Raw genomic sequence first — 19,074 nt, 5'->3', positions numbered from 1 at the left:
GTTACCGATGTCGAATCAAAAAAAGGAGAACCGCAAGGGAGGGCTCGGTCGCGGTATCGCCGCGCTGATCCCAACTGCTCCGGCGGCTAACCCCTCGGTAGGTGAGAGTGCCGCGGATATTATCTTCGGTCCCCGCCGTACCCAGGGGACGAAGCAGCCTGGAAGTAGCGGAGTTGCCGACGTACTGGGGGCAGCCGCGACGGGATCCGGCACCTCGTTGACTGAAGGCAAAAACGCCGGAAAATCTGCAAAATCCGGCCAGAGCAAACCTCATACCAATGAGGCGCAGAAACGTCACAGTGACGATAAGGTTATTGGTAAGTCTAGTGATGTTTCACGTGAAACATTGCCCTCGACGACGTCGGGAGCAGCGGACCATGGCAGCGCCGAGGCTACCGATGTTGACGCTTCGGCCGCAAACGAGTTTGGCGCGACCTATCGCGAGATCAACTTGAAGCTGATCACGCCGAACCCGAAGCAGCCACGAGAGGTCTTCGATGAGGAGCCCCTAAATGAGCTCGCTCACTCTATTCGTGAGTTCGGTCTATTGCAGCCGATTATCGTACGACCAATCTCTGAGGATAGTCGTGCGGCCGCACTCGAGGCAGCGCGCAAGGAAGATCCGAACGCGCCGCAACCCGAGTTTGAAATCATCATGGGTGAACGTCGCTGGCGTGCTTCTCAGCGAGCTGGGGTCGACACGATTCCCGCCATCGTTCGCGATACTCCAAACCAGGACATGCTTCGCGATGCCCTACTAGAGAACATCCATCGCGTTCAGCTGAACCCACTCGAAGAGGCCGCTGCGTACCAGCAGCTACTCGAAGAGTTTGGTGTAACTCAGGCAGAGCTGGCGGATCGAATCGGTCGCTCGCGGCCCGTTATTACCAACATGATTCGACTCTTGCAGTTGCCGGTGGAGGTACAGCGACGAGTAGCGGTCGGTGTTCTGTCGGCTGGTCACGCACGTGCCTTGCTTGGAGTTAAGGCAGGTAAGGAAGAACAGCAGCGCCTCGCCGAGCGAATTGTTGCTGAAGGACTATCCGTCCGTGCGACCGAAGAAGCAGTGACATTACTCAATGCCGGCGAGCGACCGAAAAAGCAGCACCGTGAGCCCACTCCGCAGCCGGAGGTCCTTCACAATTGGGCTGACCGCCTGTCCAATTCTTTTGATACGAAGGTGACTGCCCAGATGGGCAAGCGTAAGGGCAAAATCGTTATCGAATTCGGCAACCTCGAGGACTTTGATCGCATCATGTCACTGATGCATCTCGACGAAGAGTAAACCCGGTTACTGTGACTGAAGTATTCATCGAGAAAATTTCGCTGGCCGACATCGAGGGAATCTATCCAGAGACGATGTTAAGCCTGTTTTGGGAACAGGGCATGGAGCATATCCGTACAGCAACTGCCCTACCCCAGTTCTCGACTGAGCCGCGCGAACCTAATTTGGACCCCAGCACGCCAGAAGAGGATGAAGCGCCTAACGGTGATTTAAAGCATTCGGACGGCCAACCCCCTACTCGGCCAGGCGGAGCTAGTGAAAGCCTCTTAAATGGCGATTTAAGCCCTGATTTAGCCGCCCAGGTGCGCTTGGAGAAGGAAGCATGGCTCAATACCGTCTACCTTTCCTGGGGACCGTGCGGATATTCGCTACGACGAAAGCCACCGGCATCACTTATCGATGGGAAACCTGAGACCGTCGGCACGCTGCTCTTTGCTCCGCCACGCTTCTGCCCGACGACATTTTCCATGCCTTCCGGACCAATATCGCCGGATGCGATTGCGCTGACGAGTCTGCATTACAACGCTTTAGAGGTTGACGATGACATGCTCCGCGTGCTCATTGTGACCGCTCTGCACAAGCTCGCGCTGCGCGGGATTTCAGCGGTAGAAGCGTTTGGTTGCAGTGGCACGGCGGATTCTATGTCGGCATTTACGCCGTCGTCGCCAACGCCTGACGACGGTACGGAGAACCTAATCGCTGATTTCGAAGCGCAACTTGAAGAAAAGCTAAATCCTAAGCCGTGTATTTCAGATTCGTTGGCGGCGATTAACCATAACGCCGGTGATTTGATTCGTACGCGAACCCTTCTTGACTCCGGGTTTCGGGTGGTCACTCCACATCCGATTCATCCGAAACTCCGTATCGAGTTGGATGCGGAATTGGATTGGGACGAAGAAATCGGCCATGCGTTGGATCTAAGTGCGAAAGAACCCTTTATGCGCTCAAAGCTGTTCAGTCTTTAGCGCCGGGTTTGATTGATCAGCCGTGTTTAGGCTTTTTCCTCTTCAATCAGCTGCGCAAAGCTGTAAGCGCCGGTCATTGGCTGCTGCTCTTCATCGCCCAGGTACAGACGCTTTACAGCGACAACGATAGATTCGGCAATTACGTCACGCTGATCTGGGGAAGAAAGAATTGCGACGTCATCCTCGTTGGTCAGGTAACCAACGGCGACTTCCACCGTGGGCATCCTGGTCAGACGGAGGAGATCCCAGGTACGGGCGTGCGAGCGGCAGTCTACCAGGCTCGTACGGGCAACAATCTCTCGCTGGATAAGGCCAGAGAGCTGTTCGCCCAGAATGGAGTTGGAGCCCTTCATCGAGCCAAAGTAAAAAGTCGCAATACCGCTGGCGCGGTTGTTGTGATAGTGGTCGGCCTGCAGGGAGATGAAGACGTCAGCGCCAAATGCGTTGGCCATCTCAGCGCGATCCTCGATGGACGGATTGTCGGTACGAGGACGAGACAGAATAGTCTCTGCACCTGCCGCGACAAGGCGACCCTCAATGCGAGAGGCCAAATCCCAAAGAATCTCTTCTTCAGAAATCTGACCGTAAGGGCCGTCGACCACAATGCCGGGCTCCCCTGCCCCAAGACCTGGATCAATGACAATGCGCTTTCCAGAGAGCTTCGGCCCCATCGTGCGCAGTATTTCCTTCTCGTGGAAGGCGTTTACAGAGCCACCAGTAACCCTCCTGCCCAAGTAGCTGAGCGCCCGGAGAGTAACGGGACCACAGATACCGTCGGGCTCCAGCCCGTAATTGAGCTGGTATTCACGTACAGAGGCATCGGTCTTCGGGCCAAAGTGGCCGTCTACTCGGGCATCGTGGAAGCCGAGTTCCTGCAAGGTAGCTTGGAGAACGCCTACGTCCTCACCGGTCATTTGTGACAGTGGATCGTAGGACAGTACGCGGGTGCCCAGAGTGTACGAGGCTTCTCGCAGTAGGCGCAGGGTGCTGTCGCGGATGATCCCGTCGGCATAGACACCGCGGGACTGTTGGAACGCCAGGAGAGCGTTGCGCATATCCTCATCAAAGAGGTCATCGTCACCAGACCACTGAGGCGAGTTCTCCTCCGCGGCTGAGCCCTCCCAATTGGGCAGAAGCCCAAGACGAGCCAGGGTAGAACGTACCTCGGCTACACGAGGTGACCTATCGCCCACCTTCAGAAACTCTGGCACGAAAACTCCCTTCCGAACTCCACAATTATGTTTAGGCCGTTGTGGGTCCTCACAACACTTAATCAGTATTACTGGCCAGTGAGCTAAACGAAACTTCAGTTAAGAAATCTCGCGCACTCTCAGAGGATATGGTCAGCAATACCTCTCAAGTTGGCGGCAACCTGGTTCCTTCACGGTATTAAGGAAGACGTAAACCGCCATTTCCAGCAAGATTACCAGGTCGCAGGCGCGAATTGATTGTTACGAGGGCGCGTCGGCTAGCCCGACGGCAGAACCCCAGGACTAACTCTAAATCACAACCACAACTTCAGTCACATCATAATGGGGTGTGTCCAACGAAGGTGGCAATAGCGAAGTGACGGGTGGGCAGTCGTAACCTCGTATCGGATAAGGAGCAACCCCAAGTTCTTTTAAAGGTGCTTTTCGATGAGCGACGTGATTTCGCCCTTCGGGCGGACTCCGCGAATCTCTTCGACCTTCTTGCCGTCCTTGAATAGGAGCAGGCTTGGGATGGACATGATCTGGAACATGCCAGCCAGTGCACGCTCCTCATCAACGTTGACCTTGGCGATGACGGCCTTGCCATCGAGCTCGGTCGCAACCTCGTCCAAAACGGGAGCAATCTTCTTACACGGGCCACACCACTCTGCCCAGAAATCAACAAGCACCGGCTTATCGGATTCGAGGACATCGGACTTAAAGGTGTTGGCGGTGACGGTTACCGGAGCCATGAAATTCTTCTCCTTAGAATGAGCTCGTTTGAGTTCTTAGTGGTTTTGTTTTGTGGTCTTGATTCTAATTTTTCAACCTAGCTTCTTCAGCCTCGCGTACGGATTTGGCGCTCAAGGCGTCAAAAATTAGGGCTTCCGGTGGTGCGAGTGAAGTACTAAATTGTTAATTAATGGTGTTCTTGAGAACGCTGCAAGTGCTCGATGAGTACGGGGCGTACCGGGCTATAACACGTCCTGCTGCGCCCTGATTGAGCTACAGCTAACAACAATTGGGCTTACCGGCTATCGGATATTCCCCATAGTTGGATATCTGCAATCGTAGGGCTTATCCAACAATTGCGATACCCCAACTATTAGGTGTTTATCCAGCTAGTGCGACTGCCCTGCTGTCAGCTACCGAGCAACAGTTTCCAAGTAGTGCTCAGCATCCAGCGCAGCCTTGCAGCCAGAACCAGCGGCGGTAATTGCCTGCTGGTAATGCGAGTCAACAACATCGCCCGCCGCAAAGACGCCCTTGAGAGAGGTCTGGGTGCTCGGAGCGGCTACCTGAATGTAGCCATTCTCATCGCAATCCAGCTGATTGCGAACCATCTGCGAACGTGGCTCGTGGCCAATTGCTACGAACATGGCAGTCACATCCAGGACGGACTTCTCACCAGTGACGGTGTCTTCCAGCTCGAGACCGGTAACCGAACCCTTGTCCTCACCAAGAACCTGGGACACAACCTTGTTCGTCGCAAAGCGAATCTTGTCATTGTTCTGCGCGCGCTCGACCATGATCTTCGACGCACGGAACTCATCGCGGCGATGGACAATCGTCACCGAGCGGGCGAACTTGGTAAGGAAAGTTGCCTCTTCCATTGCGGAGTCACCGCCGCCGATGACGGCGATATCGTGGTCGCGGAAGAAGAAACCATCACAGGTGGCACAAGCGCTGACACCATGACCAAGCAGCGCCTGCTCACCCGGAGCACCGACATAACGCGGAGCGGCACCGGTTGCCAGGATGACAGCGTGAGCCTTGTGCTCTTCTTCGCCAACCCAGACAGACTTGATATCGCCGGTGAGATCCATGCGATCGACAATCTCCATGCGCAGGTCAGCGCCGAAGCGCTCTGCCTGTGCGCGCATCTGATCCATCAGCTCTGGGCCCATGATGCCCTCGGAGAAACCTGGGTAGTTCTCCACATCGGTAGTCGTCATAAGCAGGCCGCCAAACTCGATGCCCTCGAACACCACAGGCTTCAGGTCGGCACGGGCTGCGTAGGTGGCAGCCGTGTAACCGGCGGGACCGGAACCGACGATGATCAGGTCGTGAACGATATCGCTCATGAAGACTCCTATAATTTTTATCTCTCACATCACATGGCGCACAGTGATGCTCAGTAGTAAGCAAATTTTTCAGCTCCGGGAAAGAAATTACCGGAACCAGCCACCTCAACCAACGTGAGGTTAGCCATCTCTATTCCCCCAGCCTCTCCCCTGCTCCGCAGTTGTTAGGCCACCTGCACTTCTTCCAATTGTCGCCGAAGCGTACGACGCGCCCGCGCCCGCCGAGACTTCAACGTCCCGCTCGGCTGCCCAATACTGCGAGAGGTCTCCTGCAGCGAATATCCAAAGATGTCCAAGTACAGCAGGGCATCCCGTTGATCCGTTGGCAGCTGCTCCAATGCGGCGGCCATAGTCACACGTAGCGGAACATCCGGGCAGGGAATCGGCTGTGAACTCATAAACGTCTCAAAATCCTCCTCCTTATCGCAGAGAGGGATCTCCCCGAAACGACCGCGGTTGTGGTCAATACACGCATTCTTCACGATGCACGTCAGCCACGTCGCCACCGTCGAACGCCCGCGAAAATTCGCCGCCCCCGCAATTGCCCGCGCCAGCCCCTCCTGTACCCCATCCAAGGGATCGAAATCATCCCGACGATAGCGCCGCGCCATCGCTACCAACTGCGGATAATAACGCCGTGCCAACACCGCGAACGCGCGACGATCCCCCGCCAGGTGCGCCTTCAATAATTCACGATCGACCTCGTCCGCAGATGCATGCTTTTGCATACCGACGACGCCACAATCCCCCAGTCGCCGACCCATGCGGGCCTTACGGTGACTGTCCCCAATTCGATTTCTTCCCCCAAAGTTCATGGCTCCTATGCAAACACGAAACCCGCGCTCTCCGCTTGGCAAAACTGCTGTGGAGACCGCGGGCTGTGGATGAATTTCAAAACGTCCCAGTAGCTGTGGATAACTTGGGACAACTTGAACTGTTGCCACCTAAGGCAAGCTCAGAGCGTTATTCCGTACCACGCACCTGAATGTCGCCAATAGCAACTGGCAGCAACGAATCCGGAGATTGCTCAGCCAGATTGCGGTCGCCGACAAGTGGGTTGTCCGCATCGGAATTCTGCGACTCAGCATCTGTATCAGCATCTGTATCAGCGTCAGTGTCTGAGTCGCTGTCGGCTACCGCTTCCGCAGCCGTCGGCAAGCCGGAGATCCAGACAACAAGGTTCTTCCACTCAGTGTCGCGGCTATCGATTTCGATGGTCGTCGTACCTGAGGTGGCAGTAGCGCTTCCGAGAACCGTTGTGTCATCCAAGTTCGTCGAGTCAGCATCTCGTAGGCCGCGAACTTCAATGTGTGCGCCCGGGGTCGCCGCGACCTTAAGCTCTCGAATGGTTGCCGGTTCATCGAGAGTGACCCGAATACCGACACCAGGTTTGAAGTCCTCTGGGCGATTGCCGAACTGGCTGAGGTAAGTCGAAGTTACCCAAAAGCTTTCCTCGTCATTATCGATGGTCAGCTCAGCCATGTCCGGATTGTCTGGACCGGCTGCCGGGTTGTCGCTGTCGGCTTGCCACTCGTTAGCGTCGGCAAGCGAAAGCGTCGTGATCGGAGCCGGGCCGCGTCGTACGGACTCGGAGTTAATCGGTGCGTCCGAGGAACGGTTAACCAGACCAAAGATGCCCGCGGCGACAAGTGCACCGACAATGACTACACCGACAACGACTGCGCCGGTGCTGAATGCGCGGGTGCGATTCTTGGTGTGGTGAGCGTTTGATTGGGCTGCACCGTCGGCATCGACGGATTCGCGCGCACCGGTGTCGGGGTCGATTGCGAGAAACTCCGAAGAGTCGGGGCCGAGCGCTGCAGTGCGCAAATCCTCCGCGAGTGTGCGAGCTGGCGACTCCTTTTGGTTGAAGTTCTCCGGGCGAACCTGCTTCGCGCGGTCGATGGCAGCAGAAATATCGGAGGGGATGTTTGTCACGCTGTAGAACAGCTCGTCGATGACTGAAAGCAACGCGCTGTAGTCCGAACGTTGCGAGCTATTGGGCAAAACGACGGGGAAAGCGTCGTAGATGTGGCCGTCGCTGCTGATGCGCAATTGTCCAGGCTTGTTTGTCAGGCCAAGGCAGCGTCCAGATTCGTGGGCGTCGGCGATCGTCTCGGCAAGTGATGCAACTGCGAGTGCCAGGGCATCCGGATGGGCGGCCTGATCGAACCGCTCAATACCGATACTGCTGGTCCAGTCGGCGACGATGAGCACCTCGGTGCGCGTCTTCGCCACGCTATGAATCCGCGACATCCCGGCGCCGGCCAGGTCACGCAGCTCATTGGTGGTCGTGGCAATCTTCTGGGCGGCAGCCGATGGCGAAGTGTCGTAGTACGGCAGTGCAATCGTGTCGACGAAGACAAGTGCGACATCTGCGTTATCGGGATCTCCCATATCCATGGCGCGCCACAGGCGCAGACCTGGGTAGGTCGCGACTTCAGAACGCAGACGGAAACGTCCACCTGAGACCATCTCGCCGGGTACATAGCGGGTTGGGCGAGAACCCTGCGTCGGCATCGGCGGCAGCAGCGGCGAAGCGGTGAAGCCCTCGTTTGCCAGACCCGTGGCCTCGCCAATCAGGTTCGACGGGGCAATCGAGAAAGCATCAGCGGCGAAGCCACGTTCGCGCTCCATATCCTCACGGTCGGCGACGGCATTGTCGGCTGCATGGGGCTGCGGAGCAAAGCGGCGTAGACCCGGAATGCGACCGAGGAAACCACCCAGAACGCGGACCTCTTCCAATGGAGCCTGAGCGAGCACCAGACCGGTACCGATGAGGAAGACCAGGCCGGTGACGATGGTCTGTAGCAGCACGCCGAAGGAACCGAAGAAATCGAACAGCACAAGGTCGGTCAATGCGAATGCACCCCAAGCAACGGCGACACCGACAAGCGACGCCCCCAGTGCCCACAGCACGGTGTGGACGGTCGCCTTACTGTCCAAGTGTCCGAGAGTGCGGCGCAAGAGCAAGAAGCCAATTACTGCGCCGGCGACGAAACCGAAACCGTTGGCGGCACCGAGCAACACGACGACGGTCTCATCGTCAGAAGCCAGACGAGGAGCGAAGAACGACAGAATCACCTTGACGGTGGTAATGCCGAGGATGATGAAAGTCGGGGTCCAGGCCTCTTCACGGGCGTAGAAAACACGCAAGTGCAAAAGCACGATGGCATATGGAATAAGCGAGAACGCCGAGAAGGACAGCGTCCAGCCGAGAATCTCCGCGGTTTCGCGGGGGAACTCCAGATACGCGAAAAGCCCGACGGCGATGGGGCGGCCGAATGCGGTGAAGAAGGCGACGATCGGCACCAGCGCAATCATGGTCAGACGCGTACCGATGGATAGATCGCGGACCACTGCCCCATCATTGCCGTCGGCTGCATTGCGGGACAGTCGCGGCATGATGGCGGTCAGCAAGGTAACGCCGATGATGCCGTAGGGCACCTGCAACAGCAGCCAAGCCTGCTGGTAAATCGTCGGCGCTGCCTTGGAGGCAGTCGAGGCAATATTGGTGGTGATGAAGTAACCAGCCTGCGAAATTGCCACGTAGGTGATAATCGCAACACCCATGCCGGTGAACTGTTTGATGCGGTCGTCGATACCCCACAGCGGACGCAAATCAATGCCCGCGCGCTTGAGGTAGGGAATCATGATGGCTGCCTGAATGACGACACCCAGAGTGGTACCAAGACCCAAAAGCAGGATGTGCGGATCGGAGAGTGAACCGTCCGAATCCGGACTCAATTGGCCGGGCAGGAACAGATATAGCAAGAGCGTGGCAATGGCCACGACGTTGTTGGCGACAGGTGCCCACGCACCGGGTTTAAAGATTCCCTTGGTGTTTAGCACCGCCATGAGCAGCGCAAATATGCCGTAGAAGATGATTTGCGGCAATAATAAGAACGCAAATGACGTCGCCAGCGGAACGTTGACCTTACCGGCCTCGTTAAGGCTCAATCTGGTCAATAGTGGCGCACCTATCACTGCTAGCACCGTCACCACTGCCAACAGCGTCATAGAGACAGTCAAGAGACGTCTAATGAAGGCGGCACCGTGATCTGGATCCTCCTTCTCCGCGCGCACCAACACCGGCACCACCAGAGAAGTCAGCACCGCGCCGAGGACGATTTCCGTAATCAGGTTCGGCAGTGTGTTGGCGACGTTGAAGGCTGAAGCCACAGCCGGACCCAGCGTCGCGCCGATGAGCAGGTTTCGCAAAAAACCCGTAATGCGTGAAATCAGGGTAGCGATTGCCATCGAGCCCGTGGAGGCGACGATGTCCGAGTTCGACTGTCCCTGATTTGCGTCCGTCGTCGAGCCCGCGGAGGAATCGCCGGAAGCGGTTGCTGTCGCAGTCGCCACCTTTGCCGGCGATGGTGATGCCGATTCCGTCATCGCGTCAGCGGCGGTATCGGCATTTGCCTTATGGCCGGATACGCGAGTTAGGTCCGGGGCCGCTTCGGCCGGCTGAGATTCAGCCGTTGGCCGCGCCGCCGGAACCGGAGCCGGTGGCGCGGACCGACGAATGCGGCCTCGAAGTCCAGATTTATGCGCGTCTGAGTCAGTCACATGTCCTATTGTTGCTTAAAAGGGGGTCTATTTCCGAAAGTACTGTGACCGTTTTGCGGCAAAAAACCCACCAACAGTGACGATGACGAGGGTCACGATAGCCAAAACCCCGACGGAAGCGCCGGATTGCACGGAAATACTCACTGATTGAGAAATAGGCGTGCCGCCAGGTGATTCGAGCCACAACAACAGGTTGTGGGAATTGTCTCCACTATCCCGTGGCCGGTCTCCCTCTGGAGCATTGGTTGCCGGAGTGGATTCTGCATCATCACCCGACTTCGGAGTGAACTGAACAGTCACCGATCCCTTGGCAGGGATGGCGGCCTCATACTTCTCCTCCATCACCGAATCTCCAGAGCCGACGCGCACGAACGCGGGAACCGGCAGTGGCAGACCATTGCGAGCCAGCACCGCAATCGGCGACAGTTGCGTTGCGCGGGTGTAGACACCGCCGGGAGCTACCAATGTCACTGAATTGCGCAGACGTCGAGTCATAACCAGTGCCTGGTCGCTGAGTTCTTCGCTCCGCCGCTGCACGTCAGTTGACTGCAGCTGATTTCGCCGGCCGAGAGTGGTAAACGAGCGCAGTAAGTCGTGCCGCAGGGGGCGGGTGAATTCATACCGCGTCAGCGCGACGTTGGGATCGTTGGACATGATTGTGGTCAGGTCCGTGATTTCGCGGGAGGCTATCCGAGCCTTCTCCACGAGCGCTTCACCCACCGGCGCGGGATCGGCGAACTCGGCAACTGGGGTAACCGAGCCCGCATCCAGGTCACGAGCTGCGGCGGTGATGGAGTCCATCAGCGGAGTCAGCTCAGCCAGGTTATCGTCCACGGCTTTCCGAACCGCGGCCATGAAATCTTCAGCGTCGCTAGCGCGTGGATCCCAACCGGACGGTGGTGCTGCCACCACAGCCGCGCGAGGGGCATCCGAATCAGTCAGTGATTGGAACAGAGTGCCAATCGCTGTCTGCATCCGTGCAGCTTCGGAGTCGATTCGGAAATCGTAGCGTCCGAGCAGATTCGAATACGCCACAGTCTGGGGAGACCGTCCTGTTGCAGCCAGAGAGGTTGTCAGTGCCCCAGGGAGGGCGAAGGCGCGGCTACCGTCGGCAAGCACGCCACTATGGCCGGGGCGCAGTGTCTGACCATCGGCGGTGACGGCGGTGTTGTCTGCGACTAACACGGTGGTGTCGTGCGCGGCTTCGGGTGGAGTGGGCGACGGTGGCATCGCCTCGCCGGTATCTACGCGGTCTTCGAATGCGCGCTCCGGGGCGGTCCCGCTCAGGGCCGTCGCCGCCGAGTACAGCGGGGCGCTTTCCGACGTCACGTATCCCTCGGCCGGCAAATAGAGGCCCGGCAGTGCCTGAACGTCCAAATGCTTGGCGATAGTCTGCCGACCAGCGGCGAGTGCCTCCATCGAAAGCTCGTGATCCCCCACGCGAGCCACGGCGCTGGCATCGGTGCCGCCCCACGGCAGTGACAGTGTGCAGGTGTCCTGTGTGAGATCGTGCAGCCGATTGAGCCAGGCGGCAGCATTGTCACTGGCGGGCATATGCGTGAGATTGGTGTCATCCGCGTTTCCCCAGGAATCCCGCAGTCGCGGAGAGGACTCCACAGGACTTGGGCGGCTGGTGCCAATCCAGTAGTCGCGGGTCATCCTGGAGATTGCGTCGAGGGTCTCCGGGTCGATGGCGATGCAGGTTGATTCCCGCAACCTCTGCCCATCCGGGCCGGCAAAGCCCTTTTCCAACGAGGTGAGCAAACCGTCGAGGCGGCCACCGCGTTCGAGAGACTCGGCCAAAGAATTGTCGGTGAGGATGAGATTCGGCGACGAGGGTGCGTCACCGGTCTCACCGCCGACCAGTGGCACTGGCTGGCTGATGGGCCAAATCAGCGAAAACGGCACTGGGTCGCGGCGGGTGGGCGCATCGGAATTGTCGGTCTCATCGTTGTCGTTCTGATCACCGGCAGGCGGTTCCGGCTCATCACCTTCCGCTTGCGGATCCGTCACCGGAAGCAGTGCGCGTGTTTCCGCCAGCAGGCGGTCGATGTCATCTGCCGGTTGCCCGTTAGCATTGATGAGCAGCGGAAACGTGCCGGCTTCCGTGATGTCGAGTCCTTCTGGAGCCGGTGCGGAGATAGGAACACTTAGCGTAACCTCACGCTTCTCCCCCGCTTTCAGCTCGATGGGGGCACTGAAGGTCCCAGCCACATCAAACACCGATTCAGGCTCAGCGAGAATCGTCCGCGCATCTGCAGAGGAAGCCAGTGCGCCGGCCCGCTGTGGGCGCAGCGCAACATTGCTGATATCCGCATCGGAGGTGTTGTGCACCTGCACCTTGATGGTCAGCGTCGAATGTAGAGCCGCGACATGCGGAGTGAAGCTGGTTATCGAAAGCCGAAGGGGGCCCTGTTCACCGACACGATTGGTGCCACTGCCCCACAACTGCTCATCTTGCGCAAAAGCTGGGGGCGCAACGGTCGTCGGCAAGCACAGTATGAGCGCTGCGGTGGCGGCCGTGACTTTACGAACAACATTTCTTGGCAACTGCAACCTGAACATGCGCAATCACCTCGGCGTCTGCCGGCCTGCTCGCTTTTCCGCGCGGGCGAGATCGGGCAGCAGATTGTGCGCGCGCCGGGCCAGTTTGCGTTCGTCAGCGTAGGCCAACCGTTCCACCAGGGTATCCACAGGAACCCACATGACTTGGGTGACCTCGGGGTCTTCGTCGTTCAGATCGCCATCGACGTAGCGCAGAAGGTGATGGTGCACGGTCTTGTGAATTCGCGTGCCATCGGAGACAAACCAGTAGTCAATCACACCGAGCTCTTCGATGACCTCGCCGCGAATGCCCGTTTCTTCCCACACCTCACGTTCGGCGGTGGAATCGAAAGCTTCGCCGGGTTCGACATGGCCCTTAGGCATCGACCACAGCAGGCGCCCGCGACGATCGTGCCGACCAATGAGCGCGACATAAATCCGTGACAGGTTGACCTTGCCGCCATCTCCGACCGCCTCGGCAAGCCCCGAGACGACCAGTCCGCCCGCCGAAGTCTCAATCGAGGTCTGCATCGGCGCTGCATTTTGCGCGCGCGACGAGTGCGCGCGGCGATTGTTCGTGCGCTTCGTCTGTGCGTGACGACGGCGATTGTTCCTATCCTGACCGTTCTTACGGCCACCGCGGTTGTTCGACTGCTTCGAGGGTCGTGCCGACTTCGGTGATTTGGAATTTTTCTTGGCGCCACCGGAGTTTGGCTTGGCCTTTTGGGGGCCATTGGCACCGGAGCCACTACGTTTTGCAGAATTTCCGCTGGTAGTAGCGTTGCTCGTGTTGGTGGACGAGGAAACGCCACCTCTTCTGCGCGGTCGCCGACGACGTCGACGGCTCTTCGCCGCCGAGTTGTCATTGCGTACCACGTTGTTCATTCCACTTAGACTACCGGGTTTATAGGTATAAGCGGGTATTGTGTCGGTCGTGACACAATCGACTCCTTCAACGACAAATGGTGACCAGCCCGGGGGGACTACACCTCCCGGTGCTACTCCGGCGGCTGCTGACGCGGACCCAAAGGTGCGCAGGACGGCAATGCTGGCAGTGGCGGATCAGGCGATCGCCAAGGAGTCTGAGATCCTCGATTCGCTGGCAGCTGCGTTTAGTGCAGCCGGCCATCGCCTGTACCTCGTGGGCGGTTCTGTGCGCGATGCTCTCTTAGGGCGACTGGGCGTGGATCTCGATTTCACCACCGACGCGCGCCCGGAAGTGACGCGCGCGATCCTCGATGACTGGGCGGATATTGTCTGGGATACCGGCATTGAATTCGGCACACTCTCCGCGGAACGGCATGGCCGTCAGGTGGAGATCACCACATTCCGTGCGGATACGTATGACCAGGTCAGCCGCAATCCGGAGGTCACTTTCGGTGACACGCTGGAGGGCGATCTAATTCGCCGTGACTTCCGCTGTAACGCCATCGCCGTGGAGCTCCATGGTGACGGCACCCGCACCTTCCTCGACCCGCTCGGAGGTTTCGAGGATCTTGTCGCGGGTGTGTTGGACACCCCGGGGGCGCCGGAGGTCAGTTTTGGCGACGACCCCCTGCGGATGCTGCGTGCCTGCCGCTTCGCATCCCAGCTGGGGTTCGACGTGGCACCGCGTGTGCTCAAGGCGTTGAAGGAAATGTCCAGCGAAATTGACCGCATCACGGTCGAGCGCATCTCCACCGAGCTGAACAAGCTCATCCTGGGTGCGGACCCAAGCCGAGGTATCGACCTGATGGTGGAATCGGGGTTGGCCGACCGCGTGCTGCCGGAGATCTCCGACATGCGCATGACGCAGGATGAACACCGCCAGCACAAGGATGTCTACCAACACTCTCTGCAGGTCATGCGGCAAGCTATTGACCAGGAAGAACCCGGTGAACCGGACCTCGTACTGCGCTGGGCGGCACTGCTGCACGACTGCGGCAAACCCGCTACCCGTGCCTACAACGAGCAGGGAAACGTCACCTTTTACCAGCACGAAGTTGTCGGCGCGAAGCTGGTGCGACGCCGCCTTCGGAAACTGAAGTTCCCGAAGAAGACCAACCACGAAATCTCGCAGTTGGTCTACCTGCACATGCGCTTCCACGGCTACGGCGAAGGCAAGTGGACGGACTCGGCGGTGCGACGTTATGTCAACGATGCCGGAGATTTGTTGGAACGACTCAACAAAATCGTGCGGGCCGACTGTACGACAAGAAACCGTCGTAAAGCAGCACGCCTCGCACGCGCCTGCGACAGCCTGGAAGCGCGAATCAAGGAGCTCGCTGAGCAGGAGGACCTCGCACGCGTCCGCCCCGACCTGGATGGCAACGAAATCATGGAAATTCTGGACCTGAAGCCCGGCAAGGAAGTCGGACAGGCCTGGAATTACCTGAAAGAGCTGCGATTGGAGTCCGGTCCGTTGGAGCGTGAGGATGCTATCTTGGCGCTGAAGAAATGGTGGTACGAGCAGTCCGGTGAGCAGGCTGAAAGCGAAAGTGAGAGCTAATGGCATCGATTAATCCGGAAAATCTCTACGGCGACCGGCTTTTTACCAGCCTTGAGCGCAACGACCCGGCTGCCGGGATGCTGCTGCTCGCAGCACCCGGCATGCTCTCGCCGGAGTTTTCCCGCTCGGTGATTTTCCTTATTGAGCACGATGAACACGGCACCCTTGGTGTCGATCTCACACAGCGTTCGCAGACGCCGGTGCACAATGTGCTCGAGCCTTGGGCGCCGCTGATGGCCAAGCCGCCGGTGCTCTACGTCGGGGGTCCGGTCAACCAGACACAGCCAATCTGCATTGGTGTGGTGCGAAATGGTGCCACCCTCCCAGAGGAGACCGACAGTATTACCGGTGCCCCGCTGATGGAACGCATCGCTCACAGGTTTGCGCTGGTCAACCTCGGTGCGGAGCCGGAGGGCGTACGCGACCGCATAGATGGCGCACGCATCTTCGCCGGTTACGCAGGCTGGGATCCGGGGCAGCTGGAAGACGAGCTCGAGCGCGGTGACTGGTACGTCGCCCCTGCCCTGCCCTCAGATGTACTCGCGCCTGCTGCCGCGGACATCTGGGGTGATTGCATGCGCCGTCAGCCCTGGCCGCTGCCACTGTATGGCACCTATCCCGTAGATGTACGTGACAACTAGATGAGTGAGCACATCAATACCGAAGGAAACAGGGCTGAAGGAAGTAGCGCCACAGGAAACAGCGACCGCAGCGACATAGCTGCCGGCATCCGGCAGACACTGCCTGTGGGCATGGGCCTCATTCCGCTGGGGCTCGCATTCGGCCTGCTTATTGCACAAACTGGCTTTAGCTGGTGGTGGGCACCCATCTTCTCCTTCGTGGTCTACGCGGGGTCGATGGAATTCCTCGCTGTCGGCCTGGTTATGGCGCATACGGGTCTGCTCGGCTGTGCCGTGACGTCCTTTATGGTCAACTTCCGCCACGTCTTCTATGGGCTGACGTTCCCACGCGACCGGATACAGTCTCGTCTCGGTCGCGCATACTCCACATACGCGCTTACCGACGAGTCGTATGCCATCGTCTCTGCGGCAAATGCGGACGAAAAGATGTCGGGCCACCGACTGCTGACGATTCAGATTCTCTGTCAGTTACTGTGGGTGGGCTCCGGTATTGTCGGGGCTCTAACCGGCGCAGCACTGCCCGAGGGTATCCGCGGTGCCGAGTTCGCACTGGTGGCGCTCTTTACGGTGCTGGCCATGGACGCGTTTGAGACTTCCAAGGATTGGTCACTGCCCCTGTCCGCTATCGTCTGCACGCTGGTGGGCTGGCTGATTAACCCGAACCAGATGCTGGTTATCGGACTGCTGATGTACTTCGGCCTGCTGCTGTTGCGCGTGTGGTCACCGCGGGTGGATCGGGTGATGCGCATGACGTCGGCAAGCAAGCCGCGTACGACGGAGGGAGAGCGAGCATGACTGCGTTGCCCGATTCCGGCTATGTGCTTGCCGCGCTCTTTGCGATGGGAGCGGTGACAGTTGCGCTGCGTGCGCTGCCGTTTGCGTTCGTGCGCACTCTGAAGGGGTCTCCCCTGTTCGAGTTCCTCGGCACGACCATGCCGGTTGGAGTCATGGTGGCGTTGGTTGCCTACACCGTCTTCGGGCGGCTAGGACTCAGCGGTGAGAGTGGCGACCCCGGCGCTGCCTGGGCCGTGCCCGTAGCACTGGTGGTCACCATTGGCCTGCACTGGTGGCGGCGTAACACCGTGATTTCGATTTTTGTAGGCACGGCGCTGTATATGGTCCTCGTGAACCTTGTCGCGTGAGGTGCGCTGTGTGTGGGACGGTGCCAGCGGACCAGTGGCTAGCGGCAGTGGCTAGAACTGTGCCGGTACCTGACCAGTGAAGTCCGGTAGTCCCGGAATCTGGGGCAGCTGCGGGGATTCCGGCAGATTCAGTAGTTCGCCGAGATTCGGGCTCTCGGGCAGGTTCGGGACGCCTGGGATGTCCGGCAGGCTCGGGCTGTCGGGCAGGCCAGGCAGCGATGGAGTGCCCAGCGTGCCGTCGAAGGCATTCTGAACATCACTGGTGTGAGTTTCCTTCGTGCCGTAGGTGTTAGCAGCGACGCTGAAGTCAGGTCCAATGGATGCCGAGGCGTGAACGCTCTGGCGGTCATCGGACCAACCCCACTTTGTGCCAATAACACCCGGCAGCGTGGCGGTGCCGTAATCCTGACGGTAGCCATCCGCTGCCACAGGTGACGCGGTGCTCATAGCAACCAGCACCGGGTCAGAAGAGTTCTCACGCTTCTTGGCCTCCAAGAACTTCACAGTGTCCGCGCTGGACGTTGTTGAATTTCCCCAGTGATCTGCACCGTGGGTGTTGCTGAGGCCGTACTCACGCGCAGTGGCGTTGATGGAATCCGGGTAACGGCCATAGAGCTCACTGGCGATATTGTCATCGGAGTAGCGAATCATCTCTGTGGCCTTCGCCTTGTCCGCCTCTGTGCCATGTTTGAAGACGTAGTCCGCAATGTAGAGCTTGACAATCGAAAGCCCCGGACGAGCCTCATTTTCGTTCGCCGTACCGTAGTGCGTGCCACTTGGGGTGTGGGTAAAGCTGATCTGGGTTCGCCCCGGAGCATCAATAGTGCCCTGCGGAGTCAGTTTTGGCTGCGGAGCCGCAGCGACGTTTCCAGCTGCCAGCGGAAGGCTGGTGACAGCGATGACACCGGTAAGACCCATGCGAATCGCGCGGGAAGGCCGTGGAGTAAGACGATGACGAGCGTTCATAACAAAAAACCAATCTACACGCGCAGGTGACCGACGCGCTGCCAAGCTGGATCGTAAGCGGTATCGACGACGTGCTCTCCCTCGGTCCACGTCTCCGCAACAGCTCGCAGACCCGCCTCCGCATCAGATGCCGGGTCAATAAAGAAGTGCATCAGAGCCATGCCATCGGATTGCTCAGTTGCAACAAAAATACCCTTGTCCTCAGCGATGGCTTCAGCGGCAGCGGTATTGAACTCGGAGAGGGATTCCTTCGATTCGTCCGTCGGCAAGCCCTTGTCATCAATATTGCCGAGCATGAGCTGAATCAGCACATGCTGCGTCATAGTCGGGCTCACCAGCTGCGTAATCGGCGCGCGAGTAGCGACGACGAGTGGCTGGCCGTTGGCTTCGGCATCAATGGTGAGCCACTCCGGGCACTCTTCCGCGAGCTGCTCGACGACACCGCCCAGCTCCGGTAGCGGGATAGCACCTTCCGGCTCCTCGCCAGCGAAGGCAAAGCCGCGCAGCCATAGGCCGAAGTCCTCCTCCCCCAGAGCCAGCTGCAGCAGCGTGAAACCGAGCTGAGCTACCAAGCGCTCACCGTCCTCCAACTGAGCAATTGCCGGGAACAGCGGGTGGAATAGACGAACGTCCACTGCCCCATGACCACTGCTAACAGCCACGCGTGCGTCTGCCGGATCGACCTCGGCCGGAGCATCGGCCTCGAGCGCACCCTGTGCAACCAACGTGGCCGCGACATCCCCCAGCGACAGCTTCATCGCCGGATCCGCCTGACGGAGGTCGGTGAAAGACCACACCGCGCCGTCGTCAGGCGCGGCCTCCAGCCAACGGCGAGCGACCGGACGCAGCTCCGGATCGCCGGCAGCGCTAACAGTCAGAAGGTGGCGAGAATACGGAGCGCCAGCCTCAAACCCCCAGATGAGCCGGTCATTAATAGCGGCGATGCGGCCGCCGACCTCCTTCTGGACATCAATAATGTCCACATCGGCGGCATTCGGAGCACCATCGATACCGAGCTGGACACTAAACATCGAGTCGAGCGCATCGGCGCCAAAAGAGTTCCACCACGACCAGAACTCGTTGATTGCGGTCTCTTCTGCGGCGCGCTGTTCCGGGGAGAACGGAGCCGGATTCTCGTTAGCCATGCTGAATCTCACACTTTCGTTTGCTCGTTTAAAACCGAACCATATGTTGTGC

15 protein-coding genes are annotated in these 19,074 nt (G+C 58.9%); 6 read left to right on the top strand and 9 right to left on the bottom strand.

Going from position 1 to position 19,074, the window contains the following annotated elements; all coding sequences use genetic code 11:
* Positions 1–7 precede the first annotated feature (7 nt).
* Positions 8–1,285 carry a ParB/RepB/Spo0J family partition protein gene (locus tag HMPREF2920_RS00820; protein WP_016421733.1) on the top strand — a complete coding sequence of 426 codons (1,278 nt, stop codon included), beginning with the start codon at positions 8–10 and terminating at the stop codon, positions 1,283–1,285.
* A gap of 11 nt (positions 1,286–1,296) precedes the next feature.
* Positions 1,297–2,250, top strand: coding sequence for a hypothetical protein (locus HMPREF2920_RS00815; RefSeq protein ID WP_016421732.1), 954 nt, complete (start codon positions 1,297–1,299; stop codon positions 2,248–2,250).
* Positions 2,251–2,276: 26 nt separating this feature from the next.
* Here HMPREF2920_RS00815 and HMPREF2920_RS00810 read toward each other — a convergent pair whose 3' ends face one another.
* From HMPREF2920_RS00810 to HMPREF2920_RS00780, 7 genes are all read right to left on the bottom strand, one after another.
* The gene (locus HMPREF2920_RS00810; protein ID WP_048733139.1) at positions 2,277–3,461 is read right to left on the bottom strand and encodes an N-acetylmuramoyl-L-alanine amidase; all 1,185 of its coding nucleotides are present in this window, start codon (positions 3,459–3,461) and stop codon (positions 2,277–2,279) included.
* Positions 3,462–3,871: 410 nt separating this feature from the next.
* Positions 3,872–4,192 (bottom strand): thioredoxin, encoded by a 321-nt coding sequence (trxA, locus tag HMPREF2920_RS00805; RefSeq protein ID WP_016421730.1) that lies wholly within the window; start codon positions 4,190–4,192, stop codon positions 3,872–3,874.
* A gap of 393 nt (positions 4,193–4,585) precedes the next feature.
* Entirely contained in the window at positions 4,586–5,524 is a 939-nt protein-coding gene (trxB, locus tag HMPREF2920_RS00800) for a thioredoxin-disulfide reductase (protein ID WP_005511625.1), read from the bottom strand.
* A 164-nt stretch (positions 5,525–5,688) separates the two neighbouring features.
* On the bottom strand, positions 5,689–6,252 hold the full coding sequence (locus HMPREF2920_RS00795; protein ID WP_224783764.1) for a sigma-70 family RNA polymerase sigma factor: 564 nt from the start codon (positions 6,250–6,252) through the stop codon (positions 5,689–5,691).
* Positions 6,253–6,487: 235 nt separating this feature from the next.
* A complete protein-coding gene (locus tag HMPREF2920_RS00790) occupies positions 6,488–10,096 on the bottom strand; it encodes a murein biosynthesis integral membrane protein MurJ (RefSeq protein ID WP_070600954.1) in 3,609 nt (1,202 codons plus the stop codon).
* A gap of 27 nt (positions 10,097–10,123) precedes the next feature.
* Complete coding sequence (locus HMPREF2920_RS00785) at positions 10,124–12,661, bottom strand: hypothetical protein (protein WP_070600953.1); 2,538 nt, start codon at positions 12,659–12,661, stop codon at positions 10,124–10,126.
* Between the two features lie 6 nt (positions 12,662–12,667).
* Positions 12,668–13,525: an NUDIX domain-containing protein gene (locus tag HMPREF2920_RS00780; RefSeq protein WP_172954592.1), complete on the bottom strand. Its 858-nt coding sequence runs from the start codon at positions 13,523–13,525 to the stop codon at positions 12,668–12,670.
* Between the two features lie 160 nt (positions 13,526–13,685).
* Between HMPREF2920_RS00780 and HMPREF2920_RS00775 the strand changes: the two genes are divergently transcribed.
* From HMPREF2920_RS00775 to HMPREF2920_RS00760, 4 genes are all read left to right on the top strand, one after another.
* On the top strand, positions 13,686–15,128 hold the full coding sequence (locus HMPREF2920_RS00775) for a CCA tRNA nucleotidyltransferase (RefSeq protein WP_016421726.1): 1,443 nt from the start codon (positions 13,686–13,688) through the stop codon (positions 15,126–15,128).
* On the top strand, positions 15,128–15,769 hold the full coding sequence (locus tag HMPREF2920_RS00770) for a YqgE/AlgH family protein (RefSeq protein WP_016421725.1): 642 nt from the start codon (positions 15,128–15,130) through the stop codon (positions 15,767–15,769). The genes HMPREF2920_RS00775 and HMPREF2920_RS00770 overlap by 1 nt, the downstream gene beginning before the upstream one ends.
* 111 nt (positions 15,770–15,880) lie before the next feature.
* Positions 15,881–16,564, top strand: coding sequence for an AzlC family ABC transporter permease (locus tag HMPREF2920_RS00765; protein WP_049193116.1), 684 nt, complete (start codon positions 15,881–15,883; stop codon positions 16,562–16,564).
* Positions 16,561–16,911 carry a branched-chain amino acid transporter permease gene (locus HMPREF2920_RS00760; protein WP_016421723.1) on the top strand — a complete coding sequence of 117 codons (351 nt, stop codon included), beginning with the start codon at positions 16,561–16,563 and terminating at the stop codon, positions 16,909–16,911. Before HMPREF2920_RS00765 ends, HMPREF2920_RS00760 begins: the two co-directional genes overlap by 4 nt.
* Before the next feature lie 51 nt (positions 16,912–16,962).
* On the opposite strand, the gene HMPREF2920_RS10850 is transcribed toward HMPREF2920_RS00760, so the two are convergent.
* Both HMPREF2920_RS10850 and HMPREF2920_RS00750 read right to left on the bottom strand, forming a co-directional pair.
* A complete protein-coding gene (locus tag HMPREF2920_RS10850) occupies positions 16,963–17,877 on the bottom strand; it encodes a hypothetical protein (RefSeq protein ID WP_053087271.1) in 915 nt (304 codons plus the stop codon).
* 14 nt (positions 17,878–17,891) lie between these two features.
* Entirely contained in the window at positions 17,892–19,022 is a 1,131-nt protein-coding gene (locus HMPREF2920_RS00750; RefSeq protein ID WP_049189417.1) for a DUF695 domain-containing protein, read from the bottom strand.
* Positions 19,023–19,074: the final 52 nt, after the last annotated feature.

Source organism: Corynebacterium sp. HMSC075F02, assembly GCF_001838335.1.
Classification (GTDB): Bacteria; Actinomycetota; Actinomycetes; order Mycobacteriales; family Mycobacteriaceae; genus Corynebacterium; species Corynebacterium jeikeium_D.
Note: the sequence above shows the minus strand (reverse complement) of the source record. Positions and strands in the feature narration are given on the sequence as shown.

Coding starts and splice junctions, on each gene's coding strand:
- HMPREF2920_RS00750 (WP_049189417.1), bottom strand. CDS start 19,022: ATGGCTAACGAGAATCCGGCTCCGTTCTCCCCGGAACAGCGCGCCGCA.
- HMPREF2920_RS00765 (WP_049193116.1), top strand. CDS start 15,881: ATGGGCCTCATTCCGCTGGGGCTCGCATTCGGCCTGCTTATTGCACAA.
- trxA (WP_016421730.1), bottom strand. CDS start 4,192: ATGGCTCCGGTAACCGTCACCGCCAACACCTTTAAGTCCGATGTCCTC.
- HMPREF2920_RS10850 (WP_053087271.1), bottom strand. CDS start 17,877: ATGAACGCTCGTCATCGTCTTACTCCACGGCCTTCCCGCGCGATTCGC.
- HMPREF2920_RS00775 (WP_016421726.1), top strand. CDS start 13,686: ATGCTGGCAGTGGCGGATCAGGCGATCGCCAAGGAGTCTGAGATCCTC.
- HMPREF2920_RS00770 (WP_016421725.1), top strand. CDS start 15,128: ATGGCATCGATTAATCCGGAAAATCTCTACGGCGACCGGCTTTTTACC.
- HMPREF2920_RS00780 (WP_172954592.1), bottom strand. CDS start 13,525: ATGAACAACGTGGTACGCAATGACAACTCGGCGGCGAAGAGCCGTCGA.
- trxB (WP_005511625.1), bottom strand. CDS start 5,524: ATGAGCGATATCGTTCACGACCTGATCATCGTCGGTTCCGGTCCCGCC.
- HMPREF2920_RS00820 (WP_016421733.1), top strand. CDS start 8: ATGTCGAATCAAAAAAAGGAGAACCGCAAGGGAGGGCTCGGTCGCGGT.
- HMPREF2920_RS00795 (WP_224783764.1), bottom strand. CDS start 6,252: ATGCAAAAGCATGCATCTGCGGACGAGGTCGATCGTGAATTATTGAAG.
- HMPREF2920_RS00785 (WP_070600953.1), bottom strand. CDS start 12,661: ATGTTCAGGTTGCAGTTGCCAAGAAATGTTGTTCGTAAAGTCACGGCC.
- HMPREF2920_RS00760 (WP_016421723.1), top strand. CDS start 16,561: ATGACTGCGTTGCCCGATTCCGGCTATGTGCTTGCCGCGCTCTTTGCG.